The sequence below is a fragment of the Bosea sp. (in: a-proteobacteria) genome (assembly GCF_023953965.1).
In the GTDB taxonomy this organism is placed as follows: Bacteria; Pseudomonadota; Alphaproteobacteria; order Rhizobiales; family Beijerinckiaceae; genus Allobosea.
Window position 1 is genome coordinate 863,170 of record NZ_JAMLIX010000002.1, and the last position, 23,166, is coordinate 886,335.

Consider the following 23,166-nt stretch of genomic DNA (forward strand, 5'->3'; position numbering starts at 1 on the left):
GGTATCGCTCCTGTAGTGCGGGCGGGAGATCACGCATCGAGCGAGCGCACGGCGAGCATCACCTTGCGGATGCCGGCGCCGGCCTCGATCATCTCGTGGGCTGCGGCGACATCGTCGAAGGCGAATATGGCGGGTTCGGGAGCCTTCAGGAGATCGCGCGACAGCAGGGCGGAAATATCGCGCACTGCGGCGGCGCGGCGCTCCTCGGACAGGTGCCGGCCCTGCACGGTGTGGAGCGTCACGCCCTTGGCGGCGACGGCGTAATAGTCCACCACGGGCTTGGGAACGCGGGTGGACGAATAGCTGGCGATGATTCCGTTCATGCGGATCGCGCCGATATCCGCGGCGAGGTTCTCGCCCAGATCGACCTCGACGATCCGATCCACGCCCAGGCCGCCGGTGAGATCGCGCACCTTCGCGACGAAATCCGGATCGCGGTAATCCAGGACCTCGTCGGCGCCGCATGCGCGCGCGATGCCGGCCTTCTCGGGGGTGCTGGCCGATGCGATCACGCGCGCGCCGCTCCAGCGGGCGAACTGGATCGCGAACTGGCCGACCGCGCCCGCGCCCGCATGCACCAGGACCCACTGGCCGGCGACGGTGCCGTCGCGCAGCACGGCCGTATGGGCGGTGATGGCGGGAACGCCCAGCGAGGCGCCGGTGCTGAGCGGGACGTTGTCCGGAAGCGGCACCGCATGGGCGGCGTTCACCACCGCGAATTCGGCAGCCGTGCCGCCGCCGGGGCGGGCGGCGTCGGCGCGGAAGGTCCAGACGCGCTGGCCCAGCCGCGAGGCGGGAACGCCGGGGCCGACCTTCTCGATGAAGCCGGCGCCATCGGCATGGGGCACGACCTTCTCGGCGTAGAGGGGGTTTCCGGTCCAGCCGGAGCGCGCCTTGACGTCATGCGGGTTGGCCCCGGAGGCATGAACGCGGACGAGCACCTGGTTGGGGCCGGGCTCCGGTATCGCCATCTCGCCCACGATCATGACCTCGCGCGCAGGGCCGTTGCGCTCATACCAGGCCGCCTTCATCTCATCGTCCCTCTGGAGATCTGCCCGTCTGCTGCACTCGCAGATGAATACAAATGTATACGGACAATACTCATGAAGCGCCTGCGCCGGCAATCTCTTTCTGGTACTTTCAGGAAACTGTCGCGCTGCGGAACGATCGGCCGCTGGCGGGAGCGGCTCAGTTGTCGGCGGCGGCTGTCCGGCTGTCCTGCCAGGATGAGGCGAACATCATGTTCGCGCGCGTCATATGGGCCTGGCGGATGTGCTTGCGGGCGAGCAGCTCGGCCAGATCCTGGTCGCGGCTCTCGATCGCCTCCAGCATCGCCATATGCTCCTGCTTCGCGACCGGAAGGCGACCGGGTGCCTGGAACGTCGTGCCCGGCAGGAGGGCGAGCGAGTTCGCGAGCTGGTTCAGCGCCAGGGCGAGATACTGGTTATGCGCCGCGTCGTGGATCGCCTGATGGAACACTGTGTTGAAATCGGCGTAGCGGGCAGGCTCGACGATGTTGGCCGAGGATTCCAGCGCCTGGCGCAGGATGGCGAGCTCTTCCTTCGTCGCGAATTGCGCGGCAAGCCGGGCGGCGGCCCCTTCCAGGACTTCGCGCAGGGCGTAGATCTCACGGACCTGCTGCTTGCTGAGCTCGATCACCATCACGCCGCGCGATGGCGCGATGGTGACAAGTCCTTCCGAGATCAGGCGACGGATGGCATCGCGGATCGGCGTCCGGCTCACGTTGAGTTGCTGGGCGAGATCGGCCTCCAGCAGCCGCTGCCCGGGCTTTATGTCCCCGCGCCGAAGACCGGCGCGGATCTGGCCATAGACGTAATCCGAGCGGGATTGGCCTGTGGTGTTCGAACGTGCCGCGCGTCCCGCCATTATATGCAAGTCTCCCTGGTCTGACCTAACCGGTCTTCTCTGAATGGGTTAGGAGCACTTGTACACGGTGACTTGACGTCTCCAAAACAGCCTTATCGACAAAGGCCGGACGCGTGGATCAAAGCTGCGCCTCCAGCGCCTCGTTGGCTGCGTCGAGGGCGTGAACCATCCGGTTGACGCCGCGAATGGCGCTGACCCTCTGGAACTGCCAGCCATCCGAGCCTTTCGGAAGGCCGGCCAGCGCACGGACGGCTTGCAGAACCGGCCAGCCCGGCTGCGGCAGCGCGGGGTCGTGCACGAAGCGGTCGCCCTTGGTCGAATCCATCGGCACGAGCGCGCGAGAGACCTTGAGGATCGCGGCGTTCATCGCGGCAAGGCCCGCTGCGTCCGCCGCGGCGGCCTTGGCTTTCAGCGCCGCCATGTTTTCGCGCAACTTCATGGCTCCGGCCCGAACCACCGACAGGTCGACCGCATCGCCGAGCTTGTCGAGCTCGGCCAGGAGGTCGTCGGCGTGAATCGTATAGTCCAGCGGTACCAGGGGATCGGTCAGCAGGCGCCAGACGACATGGGCGAAGACCTTGGTGTCGCGGACGAGATTGGCCTCGTCGATCTTGTCGAGCGTGTCCTCGGCGGTGTGCCACCACCAGCCGAGATGCATATGGGCCTTTTCGCCCGGCGAAGGGGCATGGTGGCTGAGGCTGCCGAACATGGCCGGAATGCCGACGCCCCAGAAGGATTCATCGCCCTGGCGGCCCAGCCTCTTGCCGGCGTAGTCCTGGCCCGCCTCGGCCTTGATCGCGTCGGTCGCGATGCCCCGCAGCTCGGCGTTCGAACCGCTGTTGGTCAGCACATTGGCGCCCTTGCCGCCGGTCGAGTCGACGTTCACATGGGCGACGCAGCGCTTGTCGAGCTCGCGCCATTTCGCATCCGCATACCAGGCCGAACCCGAATAGCGCCCATGCGAGTGGCCCGACCAGAAGCACAGCCGCAGGCCGCGTTTCCATTCCTCGCGATGCGCCTGCGCGAGGCGGGCGACCTCGATGATGGTGGCATTGGCGGTGCCGTTATCCATCACCCCATGATACCAGGTATCGATATGGCCCGAGAACATCACGAACGGGTCGTCGGGGGCCGCGTTCGGCGCATCCAGCTCGGCGACGAGAATCGGCGTTTCGGTCCATTTCGTGTCGACCTCGGCGAAGAGCGTGACGCCGCCGGTCTTGCCTGCCGCGATGCGCTGCTTCAGCATCTCTCCGTCGGCGCCCGAGACCGTGACGATCACCGTGCTCGGCATCAGGCCGATCGTTTCCGCCGACGGGCTGCCCCAGACCGGCGAAATGCACATCTCGTGCAGCATGTCGCCGGGCGTGATATGAATCTGGCCCGCGGCGCCGGCCTGTGAGGACAGCCAGGCCTGCGGCGGCTTGGCGATGCCTTCGATCACCACGATTTTCCCGGTGACGTCCTTGCCCTTGAAGTCCTCGGCGTTGCCATTGCCCAGATAGATGAGCTCTCCCGCGGTTCCGGTCGCGGGCGACCGGGCCGAGTGGGACTGCGTGATGCAGCCGAGAACCTTGCCATCGACCTCGACACGGGCCCGGCCGGGGAGGCTGATATAGGCCTCATGGACGATCATCTCGGTGCGCCAGCCCATCTTGTCGAGCACCGAGCGCACGTGGTCGAAGCTTTCACGCTCTTCCGGCGTACCCGAGAGCTTGACCCATTTCGCCAGAGAGCGAACCGTCTTCATCAGAGCGGCGCCGTCAACTTGAGCAGCCAGCGTGGCGGGCGAGGTCTGAGGCATCGCGATTTCCTTTGTCATCGTCTTGCTAGGCAGTGTAGCGGCTTGACAGTCTCTATTGAATTTATTTGTATACATGTAGATGCATTCGATCAATACAACTCTGCGCCGCTTGGCAAAGCAGAGCGAGGACGAGGGCCGATGCAGGTGGCTGAGTTGGGCGGCCGGGCCGGTGGATGGCTCTCCGGCGGCATAGTCCATGTCGTGCCCGTAGCGCCCGGGAGGCGGGCGGCGGGCTGGAGGCGCCTCCAGCCCTTCGCGCTGTGGAAGAGCTGACCGCCTCCGCCGCTTGACTGCCGGAATGGAACGGCCTTGACGCCAGACTTCGCTCCTGGGGCGCAAGCGGCGTTTGACGGTGCGGTAAGGCTCGAGGAGGGCGTCCAGATGGAATTTGCAATAACGTCGATGACCGTCCGGCTTTACGACACGGTCTCGCGCGATCCTCTGACGACTTCGCTTCATGCAGGCGACACGCGCCAATCCTACGTCATCCTGAAGCTCGTGACCGAAGGCGGCCATACCGGCTATGGAGAGGCGCCTTCCGTGCCGTTCATAACCGGCGAGACGTCGGATACGATGGTGATCGCGCTGCGCGATCATCTCGTGCCCGCGCTGATCGGCCACGACATTCGCGACATGCGCGGCCTGCACGAGGCGATGCGCCGGGTCTTCCCCCATGGCAACCGCGCCGCTTTCTCCGCAGTCGACATCGCCGCCCATGATGCGCTCGGGCGCGCCCTGGGCGTGCCGGTTTCGGTGTTGCTCGGCGGCGTGCCCGGAGGGCCTGTCGCGACGTCGCGCGCCATCGGCACCGGGCCTGTGCCGGATATGGTTGCGGCGGCGCGGCGCAATATCGAGGCCGGCTACACGACGATCAAGGTCAAGGTGGGGAGCGATGCGGAGCGGGAGCTTGCAGCGCTGCGCGCCATTCGCGAGGAGAACGGACCGGATTTCCGCCTGAAGATCGATGCCAATCAGGGCTGGACCGCCGGCGAGGCCCTGCGCTTCCTCGACAAGGCCGCGCGCCACGACGTATTCGTGGTCGAGCAGCCTTTGGCCGCGGGCGATATCGCGGGTCATGCGGATCTCAGGCGCCGTTCGAGCATCCCGGTCATGCTCGACGAATCCATCCATGGACCGGATGACGCGTTTCGCGCCATCGCGGCCGGCGCCTGCGATTACATCAACATCAAGCTGCCGAAGGCTGGCGGGCTCTATCCCGCCGCGCAGATCGCCGCCATCGCGGCGGCGGCGGGCGTCGTCTGCCAGATCGGCTCTCTCTCGACCACGATCGGCACCGCGGCCGCGATCCATCTGATCCACGCGCATCCGGTGATCGCCCTGCCCGAGATCAACTGGCCGGACCGTCTCGCGCGGAATCCGGCCGAAGGTTTCGTGCTGCAGCGCGGCCTTGCCTCGATCCCGGAGGAAGCGGGGCTGGGCGTGGCCGTCGCAATGGACATGGAACACGCCTAGAGCATCGGATACGAAGAGCGGAATCGGCTTTTCAAAAAAAATCAGATGCTAAAACAATGAGATAGATCATCGTGACCGCGTCCGGCAGGACGCGCGACGATCTAGGCTGCAAGGCCGGTGGAAGGGGTATCGTATGCGACTTGAGACCGTGATGATCGAGATGCGGGACGGCGTGAAGCTGGCGACCGACATCTATCTGCCGGAGGGGGAGGGACCGTTCCCGATCATTCTCGAGCGGACGCCATATGGTCGCAAGATCGCCAGCCGCAGTGAACTGACACGCGATGAGTTCAAGGCACGCGATCGTGCCGCCATCGCCGCCTTCTACGGCGAGCATGGCTATGGGATGGTCTATCAGGACGTCCGCGGCCGGTATGATTCCGAAGGGCGGTTCACGAAATACGTGCACGAAGCCTATGACGGCTACGACACCTGCGCCTGGATCGTCCGGCAAAGCTGGAGCGACGGGCGGATCTGTACGCTCGGCCTCTCCTATGGCGGCCACACGCAAGTGGCCCTGGGCTCCGTCGATGCCCCCGGCGTCGTGGCCCAGGCGGTGGATTCGGGCGGCTTCGCCAATGCGTGGAAGAACGGTGCCCGCTGCTTCGGCGCCTTCGAGCTGAAGCAGGTGACCTGGGCGCTGGCTCAGGCCATCATGTCGCCCGAAGCCAAGGCCGACCCGGTGATGAAGGCGGCCCTGGAGGCCGAGAACCTGCGGGATTGGTACCAGCGCCTGCCGTGGAAGCCCGGGCACTCGCCGCTGCGCCATCATCCCGACTACGAGGCTTACATCTTCGACGAATGGCGCCACGGGGCCTTCGGCGATTACTGGCGCCAGCCGGGCCTGTGGGCCGCGGGCTATTACGAGACCTACGCACCGACCTCCACCATCCAGATGTCGTCTTGGCTCGACATCTATCCTTGGGGGCAGGCCGAGAACTACATGGGGCTCAAGAAGGCCGGCAAGGGCCGCCATTTCCTGATCCTCGGCCCCTGGACCCATGGCGATCGCTCGGTGACGGCGTTCGGCGATGTCGAGTTCGGGCCCGATGCCGCGATCGATTCCTGGTGCGGCGACTGGCGCAGCTATCGCCTGCGCTTCTTCGAGCACGTCGTCAAAGGCAAGCCTTTCGACGAGCCGCCGGTGCGCGTGTTCGTGATGGGCGGCGGCAGCGGGCGGCGCAACGGCGACGGCCGGTTCGAGCATGGCGGCCACTGGCGCAGCCTTGCCGATTGGCCCGCGCCGGACACCGCGTTCCGGCCTTATCACCTTCACGCCGACGGCAGCCTGTCGACTGAGCGCCAGGCCGAGGAGACGGCGTCGCTCAGCTATGATTTCGATCCCTCGAAGCCGGTACCGACCATCGGCCATGCGCTGAATCGGGAAGCGATCGTGGTTCCGGGCGGGATTTACGATCAGGTCGAGTCCGAGAAGCTGCTCGGCTGCCAGGCGCCTTACATTCCTCTCGCCTCCCGCAGCGACGTGCTGGCCTTCCAGTCGAAGCCGCTGAAGGAGGATGTGACGATCATCGGCCCGGTCACCGCCGAGCTCTGGGTCGAAACCGACGGCCTCGACACCGACTTCACGGTGAAGCTCCTGGATGTCTACCCTGCCAGCCAGGACTATCCCCATGGCTATGCCGTGTGGCTGACGGACGGGATCATGCGGCTTCGCTATGCCGAGGACCCGGAGAAGCCGCGCCTGCGCAAGCCAGGCGAGGTGACGCGGATCGAGGTCACGCTGCTGCCGACGGCGAACCTGTTCCGGGCCGGCCACCGCATCCGGGTCGACGTATCCTCGTCGAACTTTCCCAAGTTCGACGTCAATCCCAACACCGGCGAGCCCGAGGGAGAGGCGCGCCGGAAACGCGTAGCCGTCAATACAGTGTATCTCGACGCCTCGCGGCCCAGCTCGCTGCGGCTACCGGTCGTGCCCAATGCTTCATCCTGACGATGATGCAAAAGGAGCTGGGTTCAGCCAATTTTGTTTGACAGTATCCGATGCCGATGCAACCGTATACAAATAAATACATAAAGCTGCGGCTTTCTGGTCAGGTGAGGGGCATCTGGCTGGGCACGGTAGCCTGAAGTTCGTACCTTTCCATCAGGACTTTAAGTAAGGGAGACATCGATGTTGCTGAGCAGAACTGCTGTTGCCGGGCTATTTGCCGCGGCGTTGGCGGTGTTCAGCGCGGCACCTGCCGCCTGGGCGCAAACTCTGGTCTATGGTCGTGGCACGGACTCGCTTTCGCTAGACCCCGCCATGGCCACCTCGAGCGAGGACTTCAAGGTCGCGGACTGGGTGTTCGACGGCCTCGTCCGCTTCGATGGGCCGACCACCAAGATCGCTCCGGCCCTGGCCGAGTCATGGGAGCGCTCGGAAAACGGCCTGATCTGGACCTTCAAGCTGCGCAATGGCGTGAAGTTCCACGACGGGACGCCGTTCACGGCCGAGGCCGTGAAGGTCTCGTTCGAGCGCCAGTTCATCAAGGACCACCCGTCCTACTCGCGGCGTTTCGTCCGCTGGGACGGCAAGCTCGGGGCGATGAAATCGGTCGAGGTGGTCGACGATCACACCGTCAAGCTGCACTTCTCGCTGCCGCAGCCGGCGCTGCTCTATAACCTCGCCATCTACCCCGCCTACATCGTCAGCCCGAAGTCGATCGCCGGAAAGCCGGACGGGCTCGTCGATCGGCCGGTGGGCACCGGTCCCTTCAAGTTCGTGCGCTGGGAAAAGAACAACCTGATCGAGCTCACCCGGAACGCCGAGTATTGGGGCGAGGTGCCCAAGGTCGAGCGCGTGGTCCTGCGTGTCATTCCGGAGAACGACGTGCGCCTGCTGGCGCTGCAGAAGGGTGAGATCCAGCTGACCGACGACGTGCCGTTCAACCGGATCAACGATCTGAAGGCCGACCCGGCCCTCGACATCCAGACGATCGGCGCCGTCGGTTTCTCCGGAATCTGGCTGAATGTCGAGAAAGGCCCGCTGAAGGACATCCGTGTCCGCAAGGCCATCCAGAAGGCGATCAACCGGGAGCGGGTCTTCAAGGTCTCGTTCTTCGGCCTGGGCGAAATCAGCCAGCAGGCCATGCCTCCCGGCGAGCTCGGGCATTCGACGAACCTGCCCAAATACGACTTCGATCCGAAGGGCGCCAAGGCCCTCCTGGCCGAGGCCGGCTATCCGGATGGCTTCGAGCTGCAGTTCATGTCCTTCGCCAATCCGCGTCCGTACTTCCCGTCGCCCACCGATGGCGTTGCCATCATCCAGGCGGATCTCAAGGCCGTGGGCATCAAGGCGACGGTCTCGATGGCGACCTGGTCCGACTGGATCACGCGCCGTCGCGCCGGCGATTTCGGCATCACGGTCGGCGGCTGGACGGCGTCGACCGTCGATCCCGAGGGCGTGATCTTCCCGACCTTCCACTCGCAGTTCATCGGTGAGGACAACGCGTCGCGGCTCAACAACCCGAAGGTCGACGCGCTCTTGGACAAGGCCCGCTCGACTTACGACAATGCCGAACGCCAGAAGCTTTATGCCGATGCGATGAACATCATAGCCGATGACGCCGCCGCGGTCTTCCTCGTCCACCCGGTCTACAGCCTTGGCGTGCGCGCCGAAGTGAAGGGCGTTTTCCGCAACCCGGCGAACCAGGTCTATCTGAACGCCGCTACGCTGAAGAAATGACGCGCCGGATACGGGTCGTTCTTTCACCCGTGGACAACTTTCGCCGCCGGGCCTCTGGTCCGGCGGCGCGAGCCTTATGCCCCATGTGCTCAACCAGACTGTGCAGGTGCTCCGCGTGACGTCCATCCAGAGCCCCGGGAACAGCGCAGGGCCGGCGCCGTTGCTGCAGATTCGTGGGCTACGCCTTCATTTTCCGACCAAGACGGGCCTGGTGCGTGCGCTGGAGGGGATCGATATCGATCTGGCACCGGGAGAGTGCCTCGGCATCGTCGGCGAGACGGGCAGCGGCAAGAGCATGACGGCTCGCGCCATCATGGGTCTCGTGCCGCATCCCGGGCAGATCGAGGGGGGCTCGATCAAGCTTGAAGGACGCGAGCTGGTCGGGCTCGACCAGACGGAATGGCGCAAGATCCGCGGACGGCAGATCTCGATGGTCTTTCAGGAGGCCAAGCGGGCCTTGAATCCGGTCTCGACCATCGGCAGCCAGATCATCGAGGCCGCCATGCAGGCGCAGGGCGTGTCGCGCGCCAGGGCCAGAGAGCTCGGGATCGCGACGCTGGCCAAAGTCGGCCTGCCCGATCCCGCGCGCATCATGGGCAACTACTCCTTCGAATTGTCCGGCGGCATGGCGCAGCGTGTGATGATCGCCGTCGCCATCGTCGGGGGATCGAAGCTCATCATCGCAGACGAGCCGACCTCGGCGCTCGACGTCTCGATTCAGGCGCAGATCCTGCGGCTGCTGCGCGACTTGAGGCGCGATCTCGGATCGGCCTTGATCCTCATCACGCATGATCTCGGGGTCGCTGCCGAAAACTGCGACCGCATCGCGGTGATGTATCTGGGGCAGATCGTCGAGATGGCGCCGGCGCAGATGCTGTTCGGCAACCCGGTGCATCCCTATACCTGCTCGCTTCTGGCCTCGCTGCCCTCCGTCGCCGACCGCGGCAAGCCGATCGGTCGCGCGACCCGCGAGGTCCCGCCCCCCGGGGGCTATCGCTACGCGACGCGGCGCCTGCCGGACGGATCGATCAGCCCCGAGATCCCGCAGATGATCGAAGTCGAGCCGGGTCATTACGTCGCCTGCCTGCCGGAAGGAGCTGAGAAACCAAAGGTCGTCGAGGGCGCATTATGATCATGCAGACCTCCGCAGCTCCGGCCGCGGTGACAACGCAACCTGACGAGGTTCTCGAGGCGCACGACGTCTCGGTCAGCTTCCCCGTGCGCGGTCACGGCATCTGGCCCTTCAACCGCGGTCGCGAGAGACTGGCCGTTCGCGCCGTGCAGGGCGTCAACCTGTCGGTCCGCCGGGGGGAAATGGTCGGCGTCGCCGGTGAATCCGGTTGCGGCAAGAGCACGCTCGCGCGCGCCTTCGTTAGGCTCCAGCCGGCGACCGGGGGCCGTGTCACGCTCAGCGGCACGCCGATCGACGACCTTCCCGCGCTTCATCTGCGCGAGCAGGTGCAGATGGTCTTTCAGGACCCCTACAATTCGCTGAACCCGCGCCGCACGGCCGGCACGATCATCATGGAGTCCCTCATCGTCCACAACCGCGGCACCACGGCCGAGCGGCGCAGGCTGGCGGTCGAGATGCTCGAGCGGGTCGGGCTGACGGAGGCCCATTTCGACCGTTACCCGCACGAGTTCTCCGGCGGGCAGCGGCAGCGTATCGCGATCGCGCGCGCGTTGATCCTGGATCCGAAGTTCCTCGTGCTGGACGAGCCGACCTCTGCGCTCGACGTTTCGGTGCAGGCCAGGATCATTGCCCTGATCGAGGATCTGCGCCGCCACCTGCGGCTCGGCTGCCTCTTCATCTCGCACGACCTCAACCTGATCGGCTATCTCGTCGATCGCCTGGCCGTGATGTATCTCGGGCGCATCGTGGAGACCGGTCCGGTCGAGCGCATCTTCGCCGATCCGCTTCATCCCTACACGGCGGCCCTCATGGCGGCGACGCCGAAGCCTGTCGCAGGTGCGCAGACCAACCGCGCTCCGCTCGAAGGCGAGATTCCCTCGAACGTTCACGTTCCGAAGGGATGCCCGTTCCACACCCGTTGCACCAAACGGATCGGCGCGATCTGCGATACGGTTCTGCCGGAGCCGCGCATGGTCGACGACCGTGAAGTGCGCTGTCACCTCTACAACGAGGCGCCGCTCGCTCCTGCGCCGAATGGCGGCCCGGCATGAACCGCGTCTTTTCCACGGTCCTTTCGCGGCTGCTGAACAGCCTCGTCGTCCTGCTGCTTTTGTCGGTCCTCGTCTTTGCCTTCATGCGGGCGATTCCGGGCGATCCGGTCGTCACCATGATGGGTGGCGAAAGCATCTCCAAGGAGGCCATCGCCCGGCTTCACGAAGAGATGGGCTTCAACCGGCCCTATTACGTCCAGTATCTTTCCTGGCTCGGAAACGTGATTCAGGGCGACTTCGGCCAGAGCCTGCAGAGCCGCGACCCGGTGCTGCCGATCCTGCTCGACCGGCTGAAGGCCACGGCGGAGCTCGCTATTCTGGCGACGCTGCTCGGCTCGGTCTTCGGGGTTGTCGCCGGCACCATCGCGGCGATCCGCAAGGGAAGCTGGTTCGATTCCGCGACCATGTTCCTGACGCTTTCGGGTATTTCCCTGCCGGTGTTCTGGTTCGGAATGATCCTGATCGTCGTCTTCTCGGTGTACTTCAATATCTTCCCGACGGGCGGCATGGTCTCCTACAGCACGGTGCTGACGCGCGTGACCGGGTTCACCTTCCTGGACAGCATCCTGACGCTGAACCGGGAAGCCTTCGTCGACGTGGCCTCACACATGGTCCTGCCGGCCGTCACGCTGGCGACCGCGCCGGCCGCGCTGATCGCGCGAACGACCCGGGCCAGCGTGCTGGAGGTCATCAACGAGGATTATGTCAATGCCGGCCTCGCGCGCGGGCTGAGCTTCCCGATGGTGGTGGCCCGGCACGTCATGCGCAACGCCATGATCCCCGTGGTCACCATCATCGGGCTCGAGATCGGCGTCTATCTCGGCGGCTCGATCGTGACCGAGACGCTGTTCTCCTGGCCGGGCCTCGGCCGCCACATGATGCAGGCGATCCTGGCGAACGACTATCCGGTCGTGCAGGGAGCGATCATCATCTATGCGGTCATCATCGTTTTCGTGAATCTGATGGTCGATGTTTCCTATGGCTTCATTGATCCGAGGGTGCGGCAATGACACATCAGGCCATTGACGCCGCGCCGGTCGTGAGTGCGGGCGGCAAGTCGTTCGCGGCGCGGCTGCGGATCGCCCTCTCGCGGCTGGCCGAGCGCAGAAGCGCCATGTTCGGGCTGGTCTTCCTCGTTCTGCTGGCGCTGCTCGCGATCTTCGCTCCCCTGATCGCGCCCTACGAGTCCGACGAGTTCACCAGCGGCGTGCTCCTGGGGCCGAGCTGGGAGCACCTCTTCGGCATCGACCAGATCGGGCGTGATGTCTTCTCGCGCGTCATTCTGGGCAGCCGCATCTCCTTGAGCGTGGGCTTCCTCGCGGTCAGCATTTCCCTGGTCTTCGGCGTGACCCTGGGCGTGCTGGCGGGCTATTACCGGGGTTCGCTCGACAACGCCGTCATGCGGCTGATGGATGTGATGATGGCCATGCCCTATGTGCTGCTGGCCGTCCTGATCGCTGCCGTGCTCGGGCCTTCGCTGCAGAACGGCATCATCGCCATCGGCATCGTCCGCATTCCGCGGTTCGCCCGTGTCGCCCGCGCCGCGACGATCGCCACGGCGAGGCTGCAATATGTCGAAGCCGCCCGTTGCATCGGGGCATCGGACAAGCGGATCATCCTGCGGGAAGTCATGCCGAACATACTCGGCCCTCTCGTGGTCTACTCCACCCTCTCGCTGGGGGAAGCCATTCTTGCCGCGGCTGTCCTGAGCTTCCTCGGCCTCGGCGCGCAGCCGCCGACGCCGGAATGGGGCGCGATGCTGCAGGAGGCGCAGCGCTATCTGACGACGGCCCCCTTCCTGTCGATCTTTCCCGGCCTCTTCGTCTTCATGACGGTGCTGTCCTTCAACCTGCTCGGGGACGGCCTGCGCGACATTCTCGATCCGAAGTCTCGTGGTTGATTGTCCCATATGAGGAGAGAAGCATGAATTTCGAGAACAGGACCGTGGCGCTCACGGGCGCCGCATCCGGCTTCGGCCGCGCCATCGCCGAGGGTTTCTCGCGCATGGGCGCCCGGGTCTGGGGCTGCGACATCCAGCCCGAAGGGCTCAGGCAGATCTCGACGCTGCCCGGCGTGACGACGGCGATCGTCGATTTGTCCGACCGCAAGGCGGCGGCGGCCTGGATCGCGGATGTCGAGGCGCAGTCCGGCGGGGCGGTCGATGTGCTGGTGAACAATGCCGGCGGATCGCTCGGCACGCCCTTCCAGCCGGTCGACGAGGTGGAGGACGCGTCGTGGGACCGCCTCTTCGATGTCAATATCCACGCCTCCTTCGTGACCAGCCGCGCCGCGGCCGCGGGCATGAAGCGCAATGGCAAGGGAGCCATCATCAACATCAGCTCGGGCGCCGGGTTGAAGCCTTCGCTCACCGGGGTGCAGGGTTACTGCGCCTCCAAGCATGCGCTGGTCGGCCTGACCCGACAGCTCGCCGTCGAACTGGGGCCGCACGGCATCCGGGTGAATTCGGTGGCGCCGGGCCTGGTGCTCACCGACGAGGCCAAGGTGCGCCGCTGGGAAGGCTATTCTCCCGAGAAGCGCCAGGCCAAGCTCGCGCAGACGGCGCTAGGCCGCCTGGGCGAGGCTGAGGACATCGCCAACGGCGTCTTCTGGCTGGCTTCCGATCTGTCGAAATACGTCACGGGGCAGGTGCTGTCGATCGACGGCGGCTCGCTCTGAGCGGGAAGGTACTTTCAGGAGGTTCCGGATGACCGACAATGCGGCCGCGCTCGCCCGATACAGCCCCGAGACGATGCTGGAAGGCATCCGCTCCTGGGTCGAGATCGAAAGCCCGTCGTTGAATGCCGATCTGGTGAACCGGATGGCCGACAAGGTCGAGGCCGATGCGAGGGCCGCGGGCGCCCGGGTCGAGCGGATTCCCGGCCGGGATGGCTGCGGCGACCATGTCTTCGTGCAATCCCCCTGGGGTGAGCCCGACGAGAAGGGGATCCTCGTCCTCAGCCACTACGACACGGTTCACCCGGAAGGGACGCTGGGCAGCGTCCTGCCGTTCAGGGTCGAAGGCGATCTGGCTTACGGGCCGGGGATTTCCGACATGAAGGGAGGCGCCTATCTCGCTTTCGCGGCCCTGCGCGAGCTGATCGCGCGCGGCGCCCGCACGCCCTTGCCGATCCGCCATCTCTATGTCTCCGACGAGGAGATCGGCAGCCTTACCTCGCGGGCGCGGATCGAGGAGGAGGCCGGGCGCGCCAAATACGTGCTGGTGACCGAGCCCGCGCGCGACGGCGGGCGATGCGTGACGGCCCGCAAGGGCACCGCGCGTTTCGACATCACGATCCATGGTCGCGCCGCGCACGCCGGCTCCCGCCACGTCCACGGGCGCAGCGCGATCAAGGAAATGGCGCGCCAGATCCTCGATCTGGAGGATATGACCGACTACGACAGCGGCCTGACCGTGAACGTCGGTGTCGTCCACGGCGGAACCCGCCCGAATGTCGTCGCCTATGAATGCAAGGCGGAGGTCGATATGCGTGTGCCGAACCCGGCCGTCGCCGAGGCGGCCGTCGCCAGGCTGATGAACCTCAAGACCTATAATCCCGATTGCACCATCACGGTGACGGGTGGGCTCAACCGGCCGCCCTACGAGAAGCTGCCCGGCATCGCGGCGCTGTACGAGACGGCAAGGGAGCTTGCGTCCGGATACGGCTTCGAGCTCGGCGACGTTCAGACCGGCGGTTGCAGCGACGGCAACTTCACCGCCAGCCATGCGCCGACCCTGGACGGGCTCGGCGTCGACGGGCAGGGCAGCAGCCACAGCCACAGCGAGCGTCTGGTCGTCTCGACCATCCCCCACAGGGCATTGCTTCTGGAGCGGCTGATGGCGACGCTGTCCTGATCATTCACCCGGTCTGGCGGCAATCCGCCGAACCGGGTTGGACCATCCCATCAGACACCCTATGCCGGCAAAGGCGGCCACGGCCAGAAAGGCGGGCCGGAAGGCTGCCAGCATTTCACCGCGAATTTGCGCCGCCGCGTCGGCCGGCAACTCCATCGCGCCACGCAGCGCCATCGCGAAGGCCTCGGCCGCGCGCCCGTCTCCGGACTGGAGCGCGATGAAGATGACGGCACCGACGAGCGAGGTGCCCAGGGACGCGCCGAGCGTGCGCGAGAACTGGACCGCCGATGCCGCCACGCCCAGGTTTTCCGGCCCGGCGACGTATTGGACCGTGACCTGCAGAACGCCCATGACAGTGCCGATGCAAAGCGACATCGCGAAATAGAACATCGGCAGTTGCCAGGTGCTCAGTTCCGGCGAGCGCCAGGCGAAGACCAGCAGCAGCACCGTCAGGACAGAGGACCCGGCCGAGGGAAATATCATGGTACGGCCGGTCCGGCTGACCAGAAATCCGGTGACCATCGACGACAGGCCGACGCCCATGGTCAGCGTCAGCAGCAGGAAGGCGACCGTGTTCGCGTCAAGGCCGCGCGCGGCGATCAGATAAAGCGGCGTGATGGCGACGAGCGAGACATAGGTCGCACCATGGCAGGCCGCGAAGCAGGCGCCGCGCCAGATCGATGGATGCGACAGGACGGGCAGGGGAAAGAGCGGGCTTAAGGCCCGCTTTTCGCGACGGCCGAGCAGGATCAGGCTGGCGCCGGCGGCACCGAGCAGGAGCAGCATCGAAACGGGCGATCCGCCCCGCGCGATCCTCTCCAGCTCCTGCACGGCGAGCAGAAGCAGCACCACGGTCGCGGCGAAGAAGCCCAGGCCCGGCGCATCGAAATTGGCGACCGTGCCGCGGCTCGGCAGCTTCGGCAGCCGCAAGGTAAGGACCAGCGCGATCAGGGCCAGCGGGATCGTCGTCGCGAGCGCGACGCGCCAGCCGAACCGGTAGGTCAGGAGACCGCCGAGCAGCGGGCCCGCGACGGTGGCCGTCGCGTTGACGGCCGCCAGATAGCCTTGATAGCTGCCGCGCTTGCGCAGCGGCACCATCTGGCCGATCAGCGCCTGGGTCAGGCTCATCAGCCCGCCGCCGCCCACCCCCTGGATGGCGCGGCCGAGGATGATGACATGGACGCTCGGGGCGGTGATGACGATCGCCGCGCCCAGGATGACGAAGGCCAGCGCGATCAGCATCATCTGCCGCCGCCCGATCAGATCGCCGAAGCGGCCATAGACCGGCGCGGCCAGGCAGTTCATCATCAGGAAGGCGACGACGATCCAGGTGATCAGCGTGACCTGCCCAAGATCCGCGGCGATGGCCGGCAAGGCGGTCGCGACCAGGGTCTGATCCGAAATCGCGATGAACATCGGCAGCATGATCGAGGGAAAAACCCGCAGGAACAGCCGGCGCGACTCGTCCGGTTTCGAGGTCTGGTCCGACTGCATGGGCTTTTCCGTTGAACAGACGCCGCCCGAGGGTGAGGAGGTTCACCGCTTCGGTTCTTTGCATACAAGCGTGTATTGACGTATCCAAATAAAAATGACAAGTCTTCAATGCTTTTGATCCTTTGGACCGGTCGTGATGATCCACGAGTATGTCTATCTGAGCGTTCCCGCCCGACATCATGCCGAAGTGTCGGAACGACTGGCGCAGTACGTTGCAAAAGCGGCCGCGGGCGGGCGCATGCTTGGTTGTTGGGCGACCGAGACTGGAGCGCTGAACCAGATTGTGTTGATGCGCGCCTATGAGACGGACATGGAATTCATGGCCGAGCGGCGCCAATTGGCTATGGCGACCGATCCGTTCTCTTGCGAAAGCTTGATGACGGGCTACAGCGCCGAGGCCTATTTGCCCTTTTCCTGGATCGATCCGGTGCCGGCGGGGCGCTTTGGCCCGTGTTATGAGTTGCGAACCTACGATCTTCGCGTCGGGACGCTGCCGACCCTGATCGAGGCCTGGAAGCGCAAGCTTCCCGCCCGGGCCGGGATGTCGCCCGTGCTTGCCGCAGGGGCCGCGCTCGACGGGACCCCGCGTTTCACCCATCTCTGGCCTTATGCGAGTTTCGAGGAGCGCCTGCGGATCCGTTCCGAGGCGGCCAGGGCCGGCATCTGGCCGCCAAACGCCTTTCCGGGAACGCTGCCGCCGCCGATGCAGTCCTCGATCTGCCTGCCGCTGCCGTGCTCGCCGCTGCAATAGGGGGTAGGCATGAGCGATCCGATCCTCGTCTGGGGCGCCGGAGCCATCGGCGGGACCATTGGCGCCTTCCTCGCGCGTGCCGGCCATGAGGTCCATTTCGTCGATCTGGTCGAGGATCATGTCCGCGCCATCGAACGGCGCGGATTGCGGATCGACGGCCCTGTCGCCGACTTTTCAGTGCGTTGCCGCGCCATGCTGCCCGGCGAGGTGAAGGACCGCTATGGCCGCGTCTTCCTGGCCGTGAAGGCCCAGCACACGGCAACGGCGCTGGAGGGGCTGATGCCCCATCTCAGCGACGACGGCTACATCCTGTCCTGCCAGAACGGCATGAACGAGCCGCAGATCGCGGCGGTGGCCGGCGAGCGTCGGACCATGGGCGCTTTCGTGAACTTCGGCGCCGACTGGCAGGAGCCGGGCCGTGTTTCCTTCGGCGGGCGCGGCGCCGTCGTCGTCGGCGAGCTCGATGGCGCGCTCACGCCGCGCGCGATCGAGCTTCACGCCGCGCTGAAGGATTTCGAGCCGGATGCGATCCTGACGGACAACATCTATGGCTACCTCTGGAGCAAGCTCGCCTGGGCGACGGTGCTGAAGGCCGAGGGCATCACCCAGGAGACCATCGTCGGCTTCCTCGCCGAGCCGCGCCTGCGGCCGTTGATCCATTGGCTGATCCGCTCGGTTCTCGCGATCGCCCTGGCGGAGGGCGTGCGGCCGATGCCGTTCCAGTCCTTCGATCCGGCCGCCTTCCTGACCGGCCGGGATGCCGATGCCGACGCCTGCATCGAGGCGATCATCGCGAGCCGGAAAGGCTCGACCAAGCTCTACAGCGGTGTCTGGCGCGATATCATGATCCGTCGCCGCCCGACCGAGGTGCCCTACCAGCTCGGGCCGGTCGTCGCCATCGGCCGCCGCCACGGTCTGCCGGTGGCGACGATCGCCGCGCTCGTCGATCGCGTGCGGGCCGTCGAAGCCGGAGCGCCGGCCGACGGCATCGCCCAGGCCCTCGCCCTGGCCGAGATCGCCGCACAGGAGGCCGCGCCCGTCACGCCCCGGTGATCCCGGTCGCCATGTTGAACATCAAGGCGGCGCGCGGCGCGATCGTCGAGACCAGGATGTGCTCGTGCAGCGCATGGGCGCCGGCGCCGGAGCAGCCCATTCCGTCCAGCACCGGCTTGCCGATCGCCGCCACGAAGTTGCCGTCGGAGACGCCGCCGCGGGAGGTCTCCCCGAGCGGCAGGCCAAGGCGCGCCGCGAGGCTCCTCGTCGCCTCGTAGAAGCCGGCCACGGCCGGTGAGCGGGGAAAGGGCGGCCGGTTGATTCCCCCGCTGGCATGGAGGGCGACGTCCGGATCGAAGGGCCGCCGCGCCAGCATCTGCGCCGTCATGCGCTCGGCCACCTCGATCGTCTCGGCGCGCATGTCGATCTCGGCCCAGGCCTCGGCCGGCACCACGTTCGGCCGGGTTCCGCCGCCGATCACGCCGACATTGAACGTCGCCTGTGGTTCGCGCGCGTTGAGCGAGGCGATATCGAGCACATGGCGGGCGATCTCGTTGATCGCGCTGCGGCCCTCGTGCAGGCTGCCGCCGGCATGGGCCGCGACGCCGCGTGCTTCCAGCCGGAAGGTCGCCCAGCCCTTGCGGGCGGTGATCACCGTGCCCGGTGCCTCGAAGGACGGCTCCGGCACGATGACGGCGGCGGCCTGCCGCCCCAGGGCGAGAATCGTCTCCCGCGAGGCGAGCGAGCCGGTTTCCTCGTCGCCGTTGAGGTAGACGACGACGGGGCGCGGCGGCACCAGGCCTTCCCGCGCCAGCGCCAGCAGCGTCAGCACGCTGAGGCAGGAGCCGGCCTTCATGTCGAAGATGCCCGGCCCGTAGACCTTGTCGCCATCGCGCCGGACAGGGCGCTCGGCCAGGGTTCCGGCCGCCCAGACGGTGTCGATATGGCCCATGAAGACGAGGGGCGGCGCATCCGTGCCCGCCGGGTCGTAGCGCAGGATGAGCTGCCCGCCGCGGCCCTCGCGCGCCGGCAGCCGCTTGCGGTCGACGGGCAGATCGGTAAACAGCGCCTCGACATGGTCGAGCAGGCGATCGATCAGATCGGGCCTGTCCGAGGGCGTCTCGTATTCGACCCATGTGACGATCTCCGCGAGCAGGGTCTCGGCGTCGAACGCGGCGACGGGGCGCAAGGGAAGCGTGCTCATGCTGCGGTCTCTTCCTGTCGCGTGGTGAGGCCATAGACCTCGCGGGCCGTCTCGGCGGTGATGAAGCCGTCGTCGAGGTCGCGTTCCACCTCGGCCCGCTCCCGCTCGCGCGGGTCGCCCCAGCCGCCGCCGCCGGCGATGCGGATTTCGACCACGTCGCCCTTGCTGAGCGCGAAGGTGCTGTTGGCGCCGAGCGCGATCCGCTCGTCGCCGCGCTCGACCACCAGCGACGAACGGGCGCCGTCACGGCCGCCGGAGCGCCCCAGCGGCGGCAGGCGGAACCGGTCCGAATAGATGCTCAGCGTCACGCCGTCGGCCGTGATGCGGTAGCGGCGGAAGATGCCCATGCCGCCCGTGTTCGCCCCGCTCCCGCCCGATCCGAGGCAGAGGCCGAAGCTCTCCATCAGCAGGTGGTCGTAGATCTGCTCGATCGATTCCGTCGGCGTCAGCCGGCATGAGGACAGGATGTGGTCGGTGGCGTTGATCGCGTCGTAGCCCTTCGCCGCGCCCCAGCCGCCGCCCAATATGTCCAGGTGGATCCGCATCCTGCCGCCCTTGGGGGCGTGGGTCATGAACAGGCCGGTGGTCGTGTTGTTGCCCTGCGCCGGAATCCGCTCCGGGATGATCTGCCCCAGCGCGTCGTGGACGGCGTCGAGCGCCCGGGTGGAGGCGGTGGCGCGCGCCCGCACCGGCGCCCCGGGACGCGGATTGAGGATCGATCCTTCCGGCAGGATGATCGTCAGGGGCCGGTTGCAGCCGTCGTTCGCCGGAATGCCGGTGTCGCTCAGCACGGCCCGGACCGCGGTGACCGCGGCGGCGATGGACGAGGCGAGCGGCGAGTTGAACATGCTGCCGACCTGAGCGGCCGTGCCGGTGAAGTCGAGGACGATGGCATCGCCCGCGACCTCGACGCTGACCTCGATCGCCAGCGGCGGGCCGTCGGCCGCGATGCCGTCGCCGTCGATCAGGGCGGTGCCCGTCCAGCGGCCGTCGGGAATTTCGGCGATGGCGGCCCGCATGCGCCGTTCCGAATAGTCGAGGACGCCTGCCATGGCGGCGCGGACCGCGCCGACGCCGTGCCGGCGCGCCAGCGCCAGCACCCGCTGCGCGCCGAGGAAGTTGGCCGCGAACTGCGCGTCCATGTCGCCGCGCCCGATATCCGGGGTGCGGATATTGGCGAAGAAGAAGCGCTCGAAATTGCCGCCGTTCCAGTCGCGCTCGTAGTCGAGGAGGAGGGGAGGGATGACGATCCCCTCCTGGATCAGCTCGCGGGCGGCGGTGTTGATGCCGGCGGAGCCGCCGCCGATGTCGAGATGATGCGCCGTGCTGCCGGCATAGGCGAGCAGGCTGCCGTCATCGGCGAAGATCGGGCTGAACAGGATGATGTCGTTGAGGTGCTGCCCGCCGCTATAGGGGTCGTTGAGCAGGATGAAGTGGCCGGGCCGGATCGTCTCGAGATCGAGCACGGCGCGGGCCGCGGCGAAGGCCGCCGACAGGGCCGCGGTCTGGATCGGGATCATTTCCGCCTGGGCGACCACGCGCCCTTCCGCATCGAGCAGGGCGGTGGAGCAGTCGCGCGCCTCGCGGACCACGGCCGAGAAGGCCGAGCGGATGAGGTTCGTCGCCATTTCCTCCGAGGCCGACTGGAGGCCGCGCGCGATGATGGTGAGCGTTGTCGGATCGAAGCTCATGTCACGTCCCTCAGCAGCAGGTCTCCCGTCGGCAGGCATTCGGCCTCCCAGCCCGCCGGCACCACGGTGGTCGATGTCGGCTCGGTCAGGATGGCGGGGCCGGGAAGCCGGCCGCCGACCGCCAGCGCCGCGCGCGGCAGGAGCGTCGCGTGATGATGGCTGCCGCCCAGCGCGATCTCGACCTTGCGTGCCGTGGCCTGCGCGTCGTGGTCGAGGGGGGTGACGATCGCATCGCGCGCCTTGCGGCTGATGCGCAGGCGATAGGCCACCACCTCGCAGTCGAGCTTCTGCCGGACATAGCCGTAGCGCTGCCGGTGCGCGCTCTCGAAAAGCTGCCGCAGCGCCGCCGCATCGCGCGCCGCCGTGTCGGTCCAGAGCGTGATCTCGAAGGCCTGGCCGGAATAGCGCATGTCGAGGCCGATCGCGATCTCGCAGTCTTCGTCGTCGAGGTGATTGGCGGCGGCGGTGTCGCGCGCCTTGTCGATCAGCTTGGCCACGCGCGCGGCGTCGAGGCTGGTGTCGCAGAGCGGATGCAGCGCGCTCTCGACGGTGTCGATCTTGGTCTCGGCGACGAGCAGCCCGAACGCGCTGACGAGGCCGGGCGACCAGGGCACGAGCACCTGGCGGATCTCGATCTCCTGCGCCACCATGGCGGCGTGCAGAGGCCCGCCGCCGCCATAGGCGACCAGGGTGAAGCCGCGCGGGTCGATGCCGCGGGCGGTCGAAACCTGCCTCACCGCGCCGGCCATGTTGGCATTGGTCGTGCGCAGGATGGCGTCGGCGATGTCCTCGACCGAGCCGCTCAGGCCCTGCGCCTGCAAGCGGGCGACGGCCGCCCGCGCCTTGTCGGCATCGAGCACCATCTTCCCGCCGAAGAAGTCGCTGGGGCGAAGCAGTCCCGCCACCATCTGCGCGTCGGCCACCGTCGGGCGCGTGCCGCCCCGGCCGTAGCAGGCCGGGCCCGGGGACGAGCCGGCGCTCTCCGGCCCGACCGCGAGGAAGCCGCCCCGGTCGACATGGGCGATCGAGCCGCCGCCGGCCCCGATCGTCGCCATGTCGACGGAGGTGGTGCGCAGCGGCAATCCGTCGACCGTAAGCTCCGTGACCATGCCCGGCACGAGATCGGGCGCGATCGCCACATCCGTCGAGGTGCCGCCCATGTCGAGCGTGAGGATGTCGCGGATGCCGTTGCGCCGGGCGAACCAGGCCGCGCCGCAGACGCCGGCGGCGGGGCCCGACAACATCATCCTGACCGCGTTCTGGCCCGCGGCCGCGGCCGGCATCACGCCGCCGTTCGACTGCATGATCTCCAGCGTGCCGCGATAGCCGTCCCGGCGAATGCCTTCGTCGAGGAGGCGCACATAGTGCTCGACCAGCGGGCCGACGAAGGCGTTCGCCAGCGTCGTCACAGAGCGCTCGTATTCGCGGAACTCGGGCGAGACGGTGGAGCTGGCGGAAATCGAGACATGCGGCGCGCGCCGGCGGATCATTTCGGCGAGCGCGGCCTCGTGCTCCGGATTGGCGTAGGCGTTGACGAGGCAGATCGCGATGCCGGTCACGCCCTGCGCCAGGAAGGTCTCGACCTCGCGCCAGGCCGCTTCGAGATCGATCGGCTGGAGGACGGCGCCCCTGGCGTCGATACGCTCGGTCACCTCGCGGATCATGTGGCGGCGGATCGGCGCAACCGTCGCGCGGTACTGCATGTCGTAGACGTCGTGGTTGCGCTCGCACCGGCCGAGGATGACGATGTCGCGGAAGCCGCGCGTGGTCAAAAGCCCGACCGTGGCGCCCTTGCGCATGATCAGCGCGTTGGTGGCCACCGTGGAACCGTGTGTGACCTGGGCGACCGCCTCGAGTGGCAGGCCGGTCGACGCGATCAGCGCCAGCACCGCCTCCTGGATGGCATGCGGGGTGGACGGGGTCTTGCCGGTATGCACGGCGCCCGAGGCGTCCGCCCAGACGAGATCCGTGAAGGTTCCGCCGACCTCGACGCCGATACGGTAGGGCGGGACGAGCGAACCGTCGGGAACGGCAACCATGAGCATCTCCACGAGGCTCCGGGCCGCCGGGCGTCGGACGAGAACGAGGCCACTGGAGCAGGTTGCGAAGGGGTCCGCAATCCACGCCGCAGTAGGACGGCGCAACGC

General features: G+C 67.0%; 18 protein-coding genes. 11 read left to right on the forward strand and 7 right to left on the reverse strand.

Going from position 1 to position 23,166, the window contains the following annotated elements; all coding sequences use genetic code 11:
• Positions 1 to 29 precede the first annotated feature (29 nt).
• From M9917_RS19220 to M9917_RS19230, 3 genes are all read right to left on the reverse strand, one after another.
• Entirely contained in the window at positions 30 to 1,031 is a 1,002-nt protein-coding gene (locus tag M9917_RS19220) for an NADPH:quinone reductase (protein WP_297256393.1), read from the reverse strand.
• Positions 1,032 to 1,188: 157 nt separating this feature from the next.
• Positions 1,189 to 1,887, reverse strand: coding sequence for a GntR family transcriptional regulator (locus M9917_RS19225; RefSeq protein ID WP_297256395.1), 699 nt, complete (start codon positions 1,885 to 1,887; stop codon positions 1,189 to 1,191).
• A gap of 118 nt (positions 1,888 to 2,005) precedes the next feature.
• A complete protein-coding gene (locus M9917_RS19230) occupies positions 2,006 to 4,168 on the reverse strand; it encodes a M28 family peptidase (protein ID WP_297256397.1) in 2,163 nt (720 codons plus the stop codon).
• Here M9917_RS19230 and M9917_RS19235 point away from each other — a divergent pair.
• The 9 genes from M9917_RS19235 (at position 4,094) to M9917_RS19275 (ending at position 14,886) form a co-directional block, all read left to right on the forward strand.
• The gene (locus M9917_RS19235; protein WP_297256399.1) at positions 4,094 to 5,164 is read left to right on the forward strand and encodes a mandelate racemase/muconate lactonizing enzyme family protein; all 1,071 of its coding nucleotides are present in this window, start codon (positions 4,094 to 4,096) and stop codon (positions 5,162 to 5,164) included. The two genes, M9917_RS19230 and M9917_RS19235, sit on opposite strands and share 75 nt — an antisense overlap.
• A 133-nt stretch (positions 5,165 to 5,297) precedes the next feature.
• On the forward strand, positions 5,298 to 7,115 hold the full coding sequence (locus tag M9917_RS19240; protein WP_297256401.1) for a CocE/NonD family hydrolase: 1,818 nt from the start codon (positions 5,298 to 5,300) through the stop codon (positions 7,113 to 7,115).
• Between the two features lie 312 nt (positions 7,116 to 7,427).
• Positions 7,428 to 8,849, forward strand: a complete 1,422-nt coding sequence (locus tag M9917_RS19245) for an ABC transporter substrate-binding protein (protein ID WP_297256403.1) — start codon at positions 7,428 to 7,430, stop codon at positions 8,847 to 8,849.
• Positions 8,850 to 9,009: 160 nt separating this feature from the next.
• Positions 9,010 to 9,981 (forward strand): ABC transporter ATP-binding protein, encoded by a 972-nt coding sequence (locus M9917_RS19250; RefSeq protein ID WP_297256405.1) that lies wholly within the window; start codon positions 9,010 to 9,012, stop codon positions 9,979 to 9,981.
• 29 nt (positions 9,982 to 10,010) lie between these two features.
• Complete coding sequence (locus M9917_RS19255; protein ID WP_297256407.1) at positions 10,011 to 11,033, forward strand: ABC transporter ATP-binding protein; 1,023 nt, start codon at positions 10,011 to 10,013, stop codon at positions 11,031 to 11,033.
• The gene (locus M9917_RS19260) at positions 11,030 to 12,043 is read left to right on the forward strand and encodes an ABC transporter permease (RefSeq protein WP_297256409.1); all 1,014 of its coding nucleotides are present in this window, start codon (positions 11,030 to 11,032) and stop codon (positions 12,041 to 12,043) included. Before M9917_RS19255 ends, M9917_RS19260 begins: the two co-directional genes overlap by 4 nt.
• A complete protein-coding gene (locus M9917_RS19265) occupies positions 12,040 to 12,933 on the forward strand; it encodes an ABC transporter permease (RefSeq protein ID WP_297256411.1) in 894 nt (297 codons plus the stop codon). The genes M9917_RS19260 and M9917_RS19265 overlap by 4 nt, the downstream gene beginning before the upstream one ends.
• Before the next feature lie 23 nt (positions 12,934 to 12,956).
• Complete coding sequence (locus tag M9917_RS19270; protein ID WP_297256413.1) at positions 12,957 to 13,709, forward strand: SDR family NAD(P)-dependent oxidoreductase; 753 nt, start codon at positions 12,957 to 12,959, stop codon at positions 13,707 to 13,709.
• A gap of 28 nt (positions 13,710 to 13,737) precedes the next feature.
• Complete coding sequence (locus tag M9917_RS19275; protein WP_297256416.1) at positions 13,738 to 14,886, forward strand: M20 family metallopeptidase; 1,149 nt, start codon at positions 13,738 to 13,740, stop codon at positions 14,884 to 14,886.
• Here M9917_RS19275 and M9917_RS19280 read toward each other — a convergent pair whose 3' ends face one another.
• Complete coding sequence (locus tag M9917_RS19280) at positions 14,887 to 16,380, reverse strand: MFS transporter (protein ID WP_297256418.1); 1,494 nt, start codon at positions 16,378 to 16,380, stop codon at positions 14,887 to 14,889.
• Positions 16,381 to 16,516: 136 nt separating this feature from the next.
• Between M9917_RS19280 and M9917_RS19285 the strand changes: the two genes are divergently transcribed.
• Positions 16,517 to 17,131, forward strand: a complete 615-nt coding sequence (locus M9917_RS19285; RefSeq protein ID WP_297256420.1) for an NIPSNAP family protein — start codon at positions 16,517 to 16,519, stop codon at positions 17,129 to 17,131.
• 9 nt (positions 17,132 to 17,140) lie between these two features.
• A complete protein-coding gene (locus M9917_RS19290; protein ID WP_297256421.1) occupies positions 17,141 to 18,184 on the forward strand; it encodes a ketopantoate reductase family protein in 1,044 nt (347 codons plus the stop codon).
• On the opposite strand, the gene M9917_RS19295 is transcribed toward M9917_RS19290, so the two are convergent.
• The 3 genes from M9917_RS19295 to M9917_RS19305 are packed head-to-tail and all read right to left on the reverse strand — an operon-like array spanning position 18,171 to position 23,058.
• A complete protein-coding gene (locus M9917_RS19295) occupies positions 18,171 to 19,328 on the reverse strand; it encodes a M20 family metallopeptidase (RefSeq protein WP_297256423.1) in 1,158 nt (385 codons plus the stop codon). The two genes, M9917_RS19290 and M9917_RS19295, sit on opposite strands and share 14 nt — an antisense overlap.
• Complete coding sequence (locus M9917_RS19300; protein WP_297256425.1) at positions 19,325 to 21,019, reverse strand: hydantoinase B/oxoprolinase family protein; 1,695 nt, start codon at positions 21,017 to 21,019, stop codon at positions 19,325 to 19,327. Before M9917_RS19300 ends, M9917_RS19295 begins: the two co-directional genes overlap by 4 nt.
• Complete coding sequence (locus tag M9917_RS19305) at positions 21,016 to 23,058, reverse strand: hydantoinase/oxoprolinase family protein (RefSeq protein WP_297256427.1); 2,043 nt, start codon at positions 23,056 to 23,058, stop codon at positions 21,016 to 21,018. Before M9917_RS19305 ends, M9917_RS19300 begins: the two co-directional genes overlap by 4 nt.
• Positions 23,059 to 23,166 lie beyond the last annotated feature (108 nt).

Coding starts and splice junctions, on each gene's coding strand:
- M9917_RS19235 (WP_297256399.1), top strand. CDS start 4,094: ATGACCGTCCGGCTTTACGACACGGTCTCGCGCGATCCTCTGACGACT.
- M9917_RS19245 (WP_297256403.1), top strand. CDS start 7,428: ATGGCCACCTCGAGCGAGGACTTCAAGGTCGCGGACTGGGTGTTCGAC.
- M9917_RS19260 (WP_297256409.1), top strand. CDS start 11,030: ATGAACCGCGTCTTTTCCACGGTCCTTTCGCGGCTGCTGAACAGCCTC.
- M9917_RS19290 (WP_297256421.1), top strand. CDS start 17,141: ATGAGCGATCCGATCCTCGTCTGGGGCGCCGGAGCCATCGGCGGGACC.
- M9917_RS19285 (WP_297256420.1), top strand. CDS start 16,517: ATGATCCACGAGTATGTCTATCTGAGCGTTCCCGCCCGACATCATGCC.
- M9917_RS19305 (WP_297256427.1), bottom strand. CDS start 23,058: ATGGTTGCCGTTCCCGACGGTTCGCTCGTCCCGCCCTACCGTATCGGC.
- M9917_RS19220 (WP_297256393.1), bottom strand. CDS start 1,031: ATGAAGGCGGCCTGGTATGAGCGCAACGGCCCTGCGCGCGAGGTCATG.
- M9917_RS19280 (WP_297256418.1), bottom strand. CDS start 16,380: ATGCAGTCGGACCAGACCTCGAAACCGGACGAGTCGCGCCGGCTGTTC.
- M9917_RS19275 (WP_297256416.1), top strand. CDS start 13,738: ATGACCGACAATGCGGCCGCGCTCGCCCGATACAGCCCCGAGACGATG.
- M9917_RS19270 (WP_297256413.1), top strand. CDS start 12,957: ATGAATTTCGAGAACAGGACCGTGGCGCTCACGGGCGCCGCATCCGGC.
- M9917_RS19300 (WP_297256425.1), bottom strand. CDS start 21,019: ATGAGCTTCGATCCGACAACGCTCACCATCATCGCGCGCGGCCTCCAG.
- M9917_RS19265 (WP_297256411.1), top strand. CDS start 12,040: ATGACACATCAGGCCATTGACGCCGCGCCGGTCGTGAGTGCGGGCGGC.
- M9917_RS19240 (WP_297256401.1), top strand. CDS start 5,298: ATGCGACTTGAGACCGTGATGATCGAGATGCGGGACGGCGTGAAGCTG.
- M9917_RS19225 (WP_297256395.1), bottom strand. CDS start 1,887: ATGGCGGGACGCGCGGCACGTTCGAACACCACAGGCCAATCCCGCTCG.
- M9917_RS19295 (WP_297256423.1), bottom strand. CDS start 19,328: ATGAGCACGCTTCCCTTGCGCCCCGTCGCCGCGTTCGACGCCGAGACC.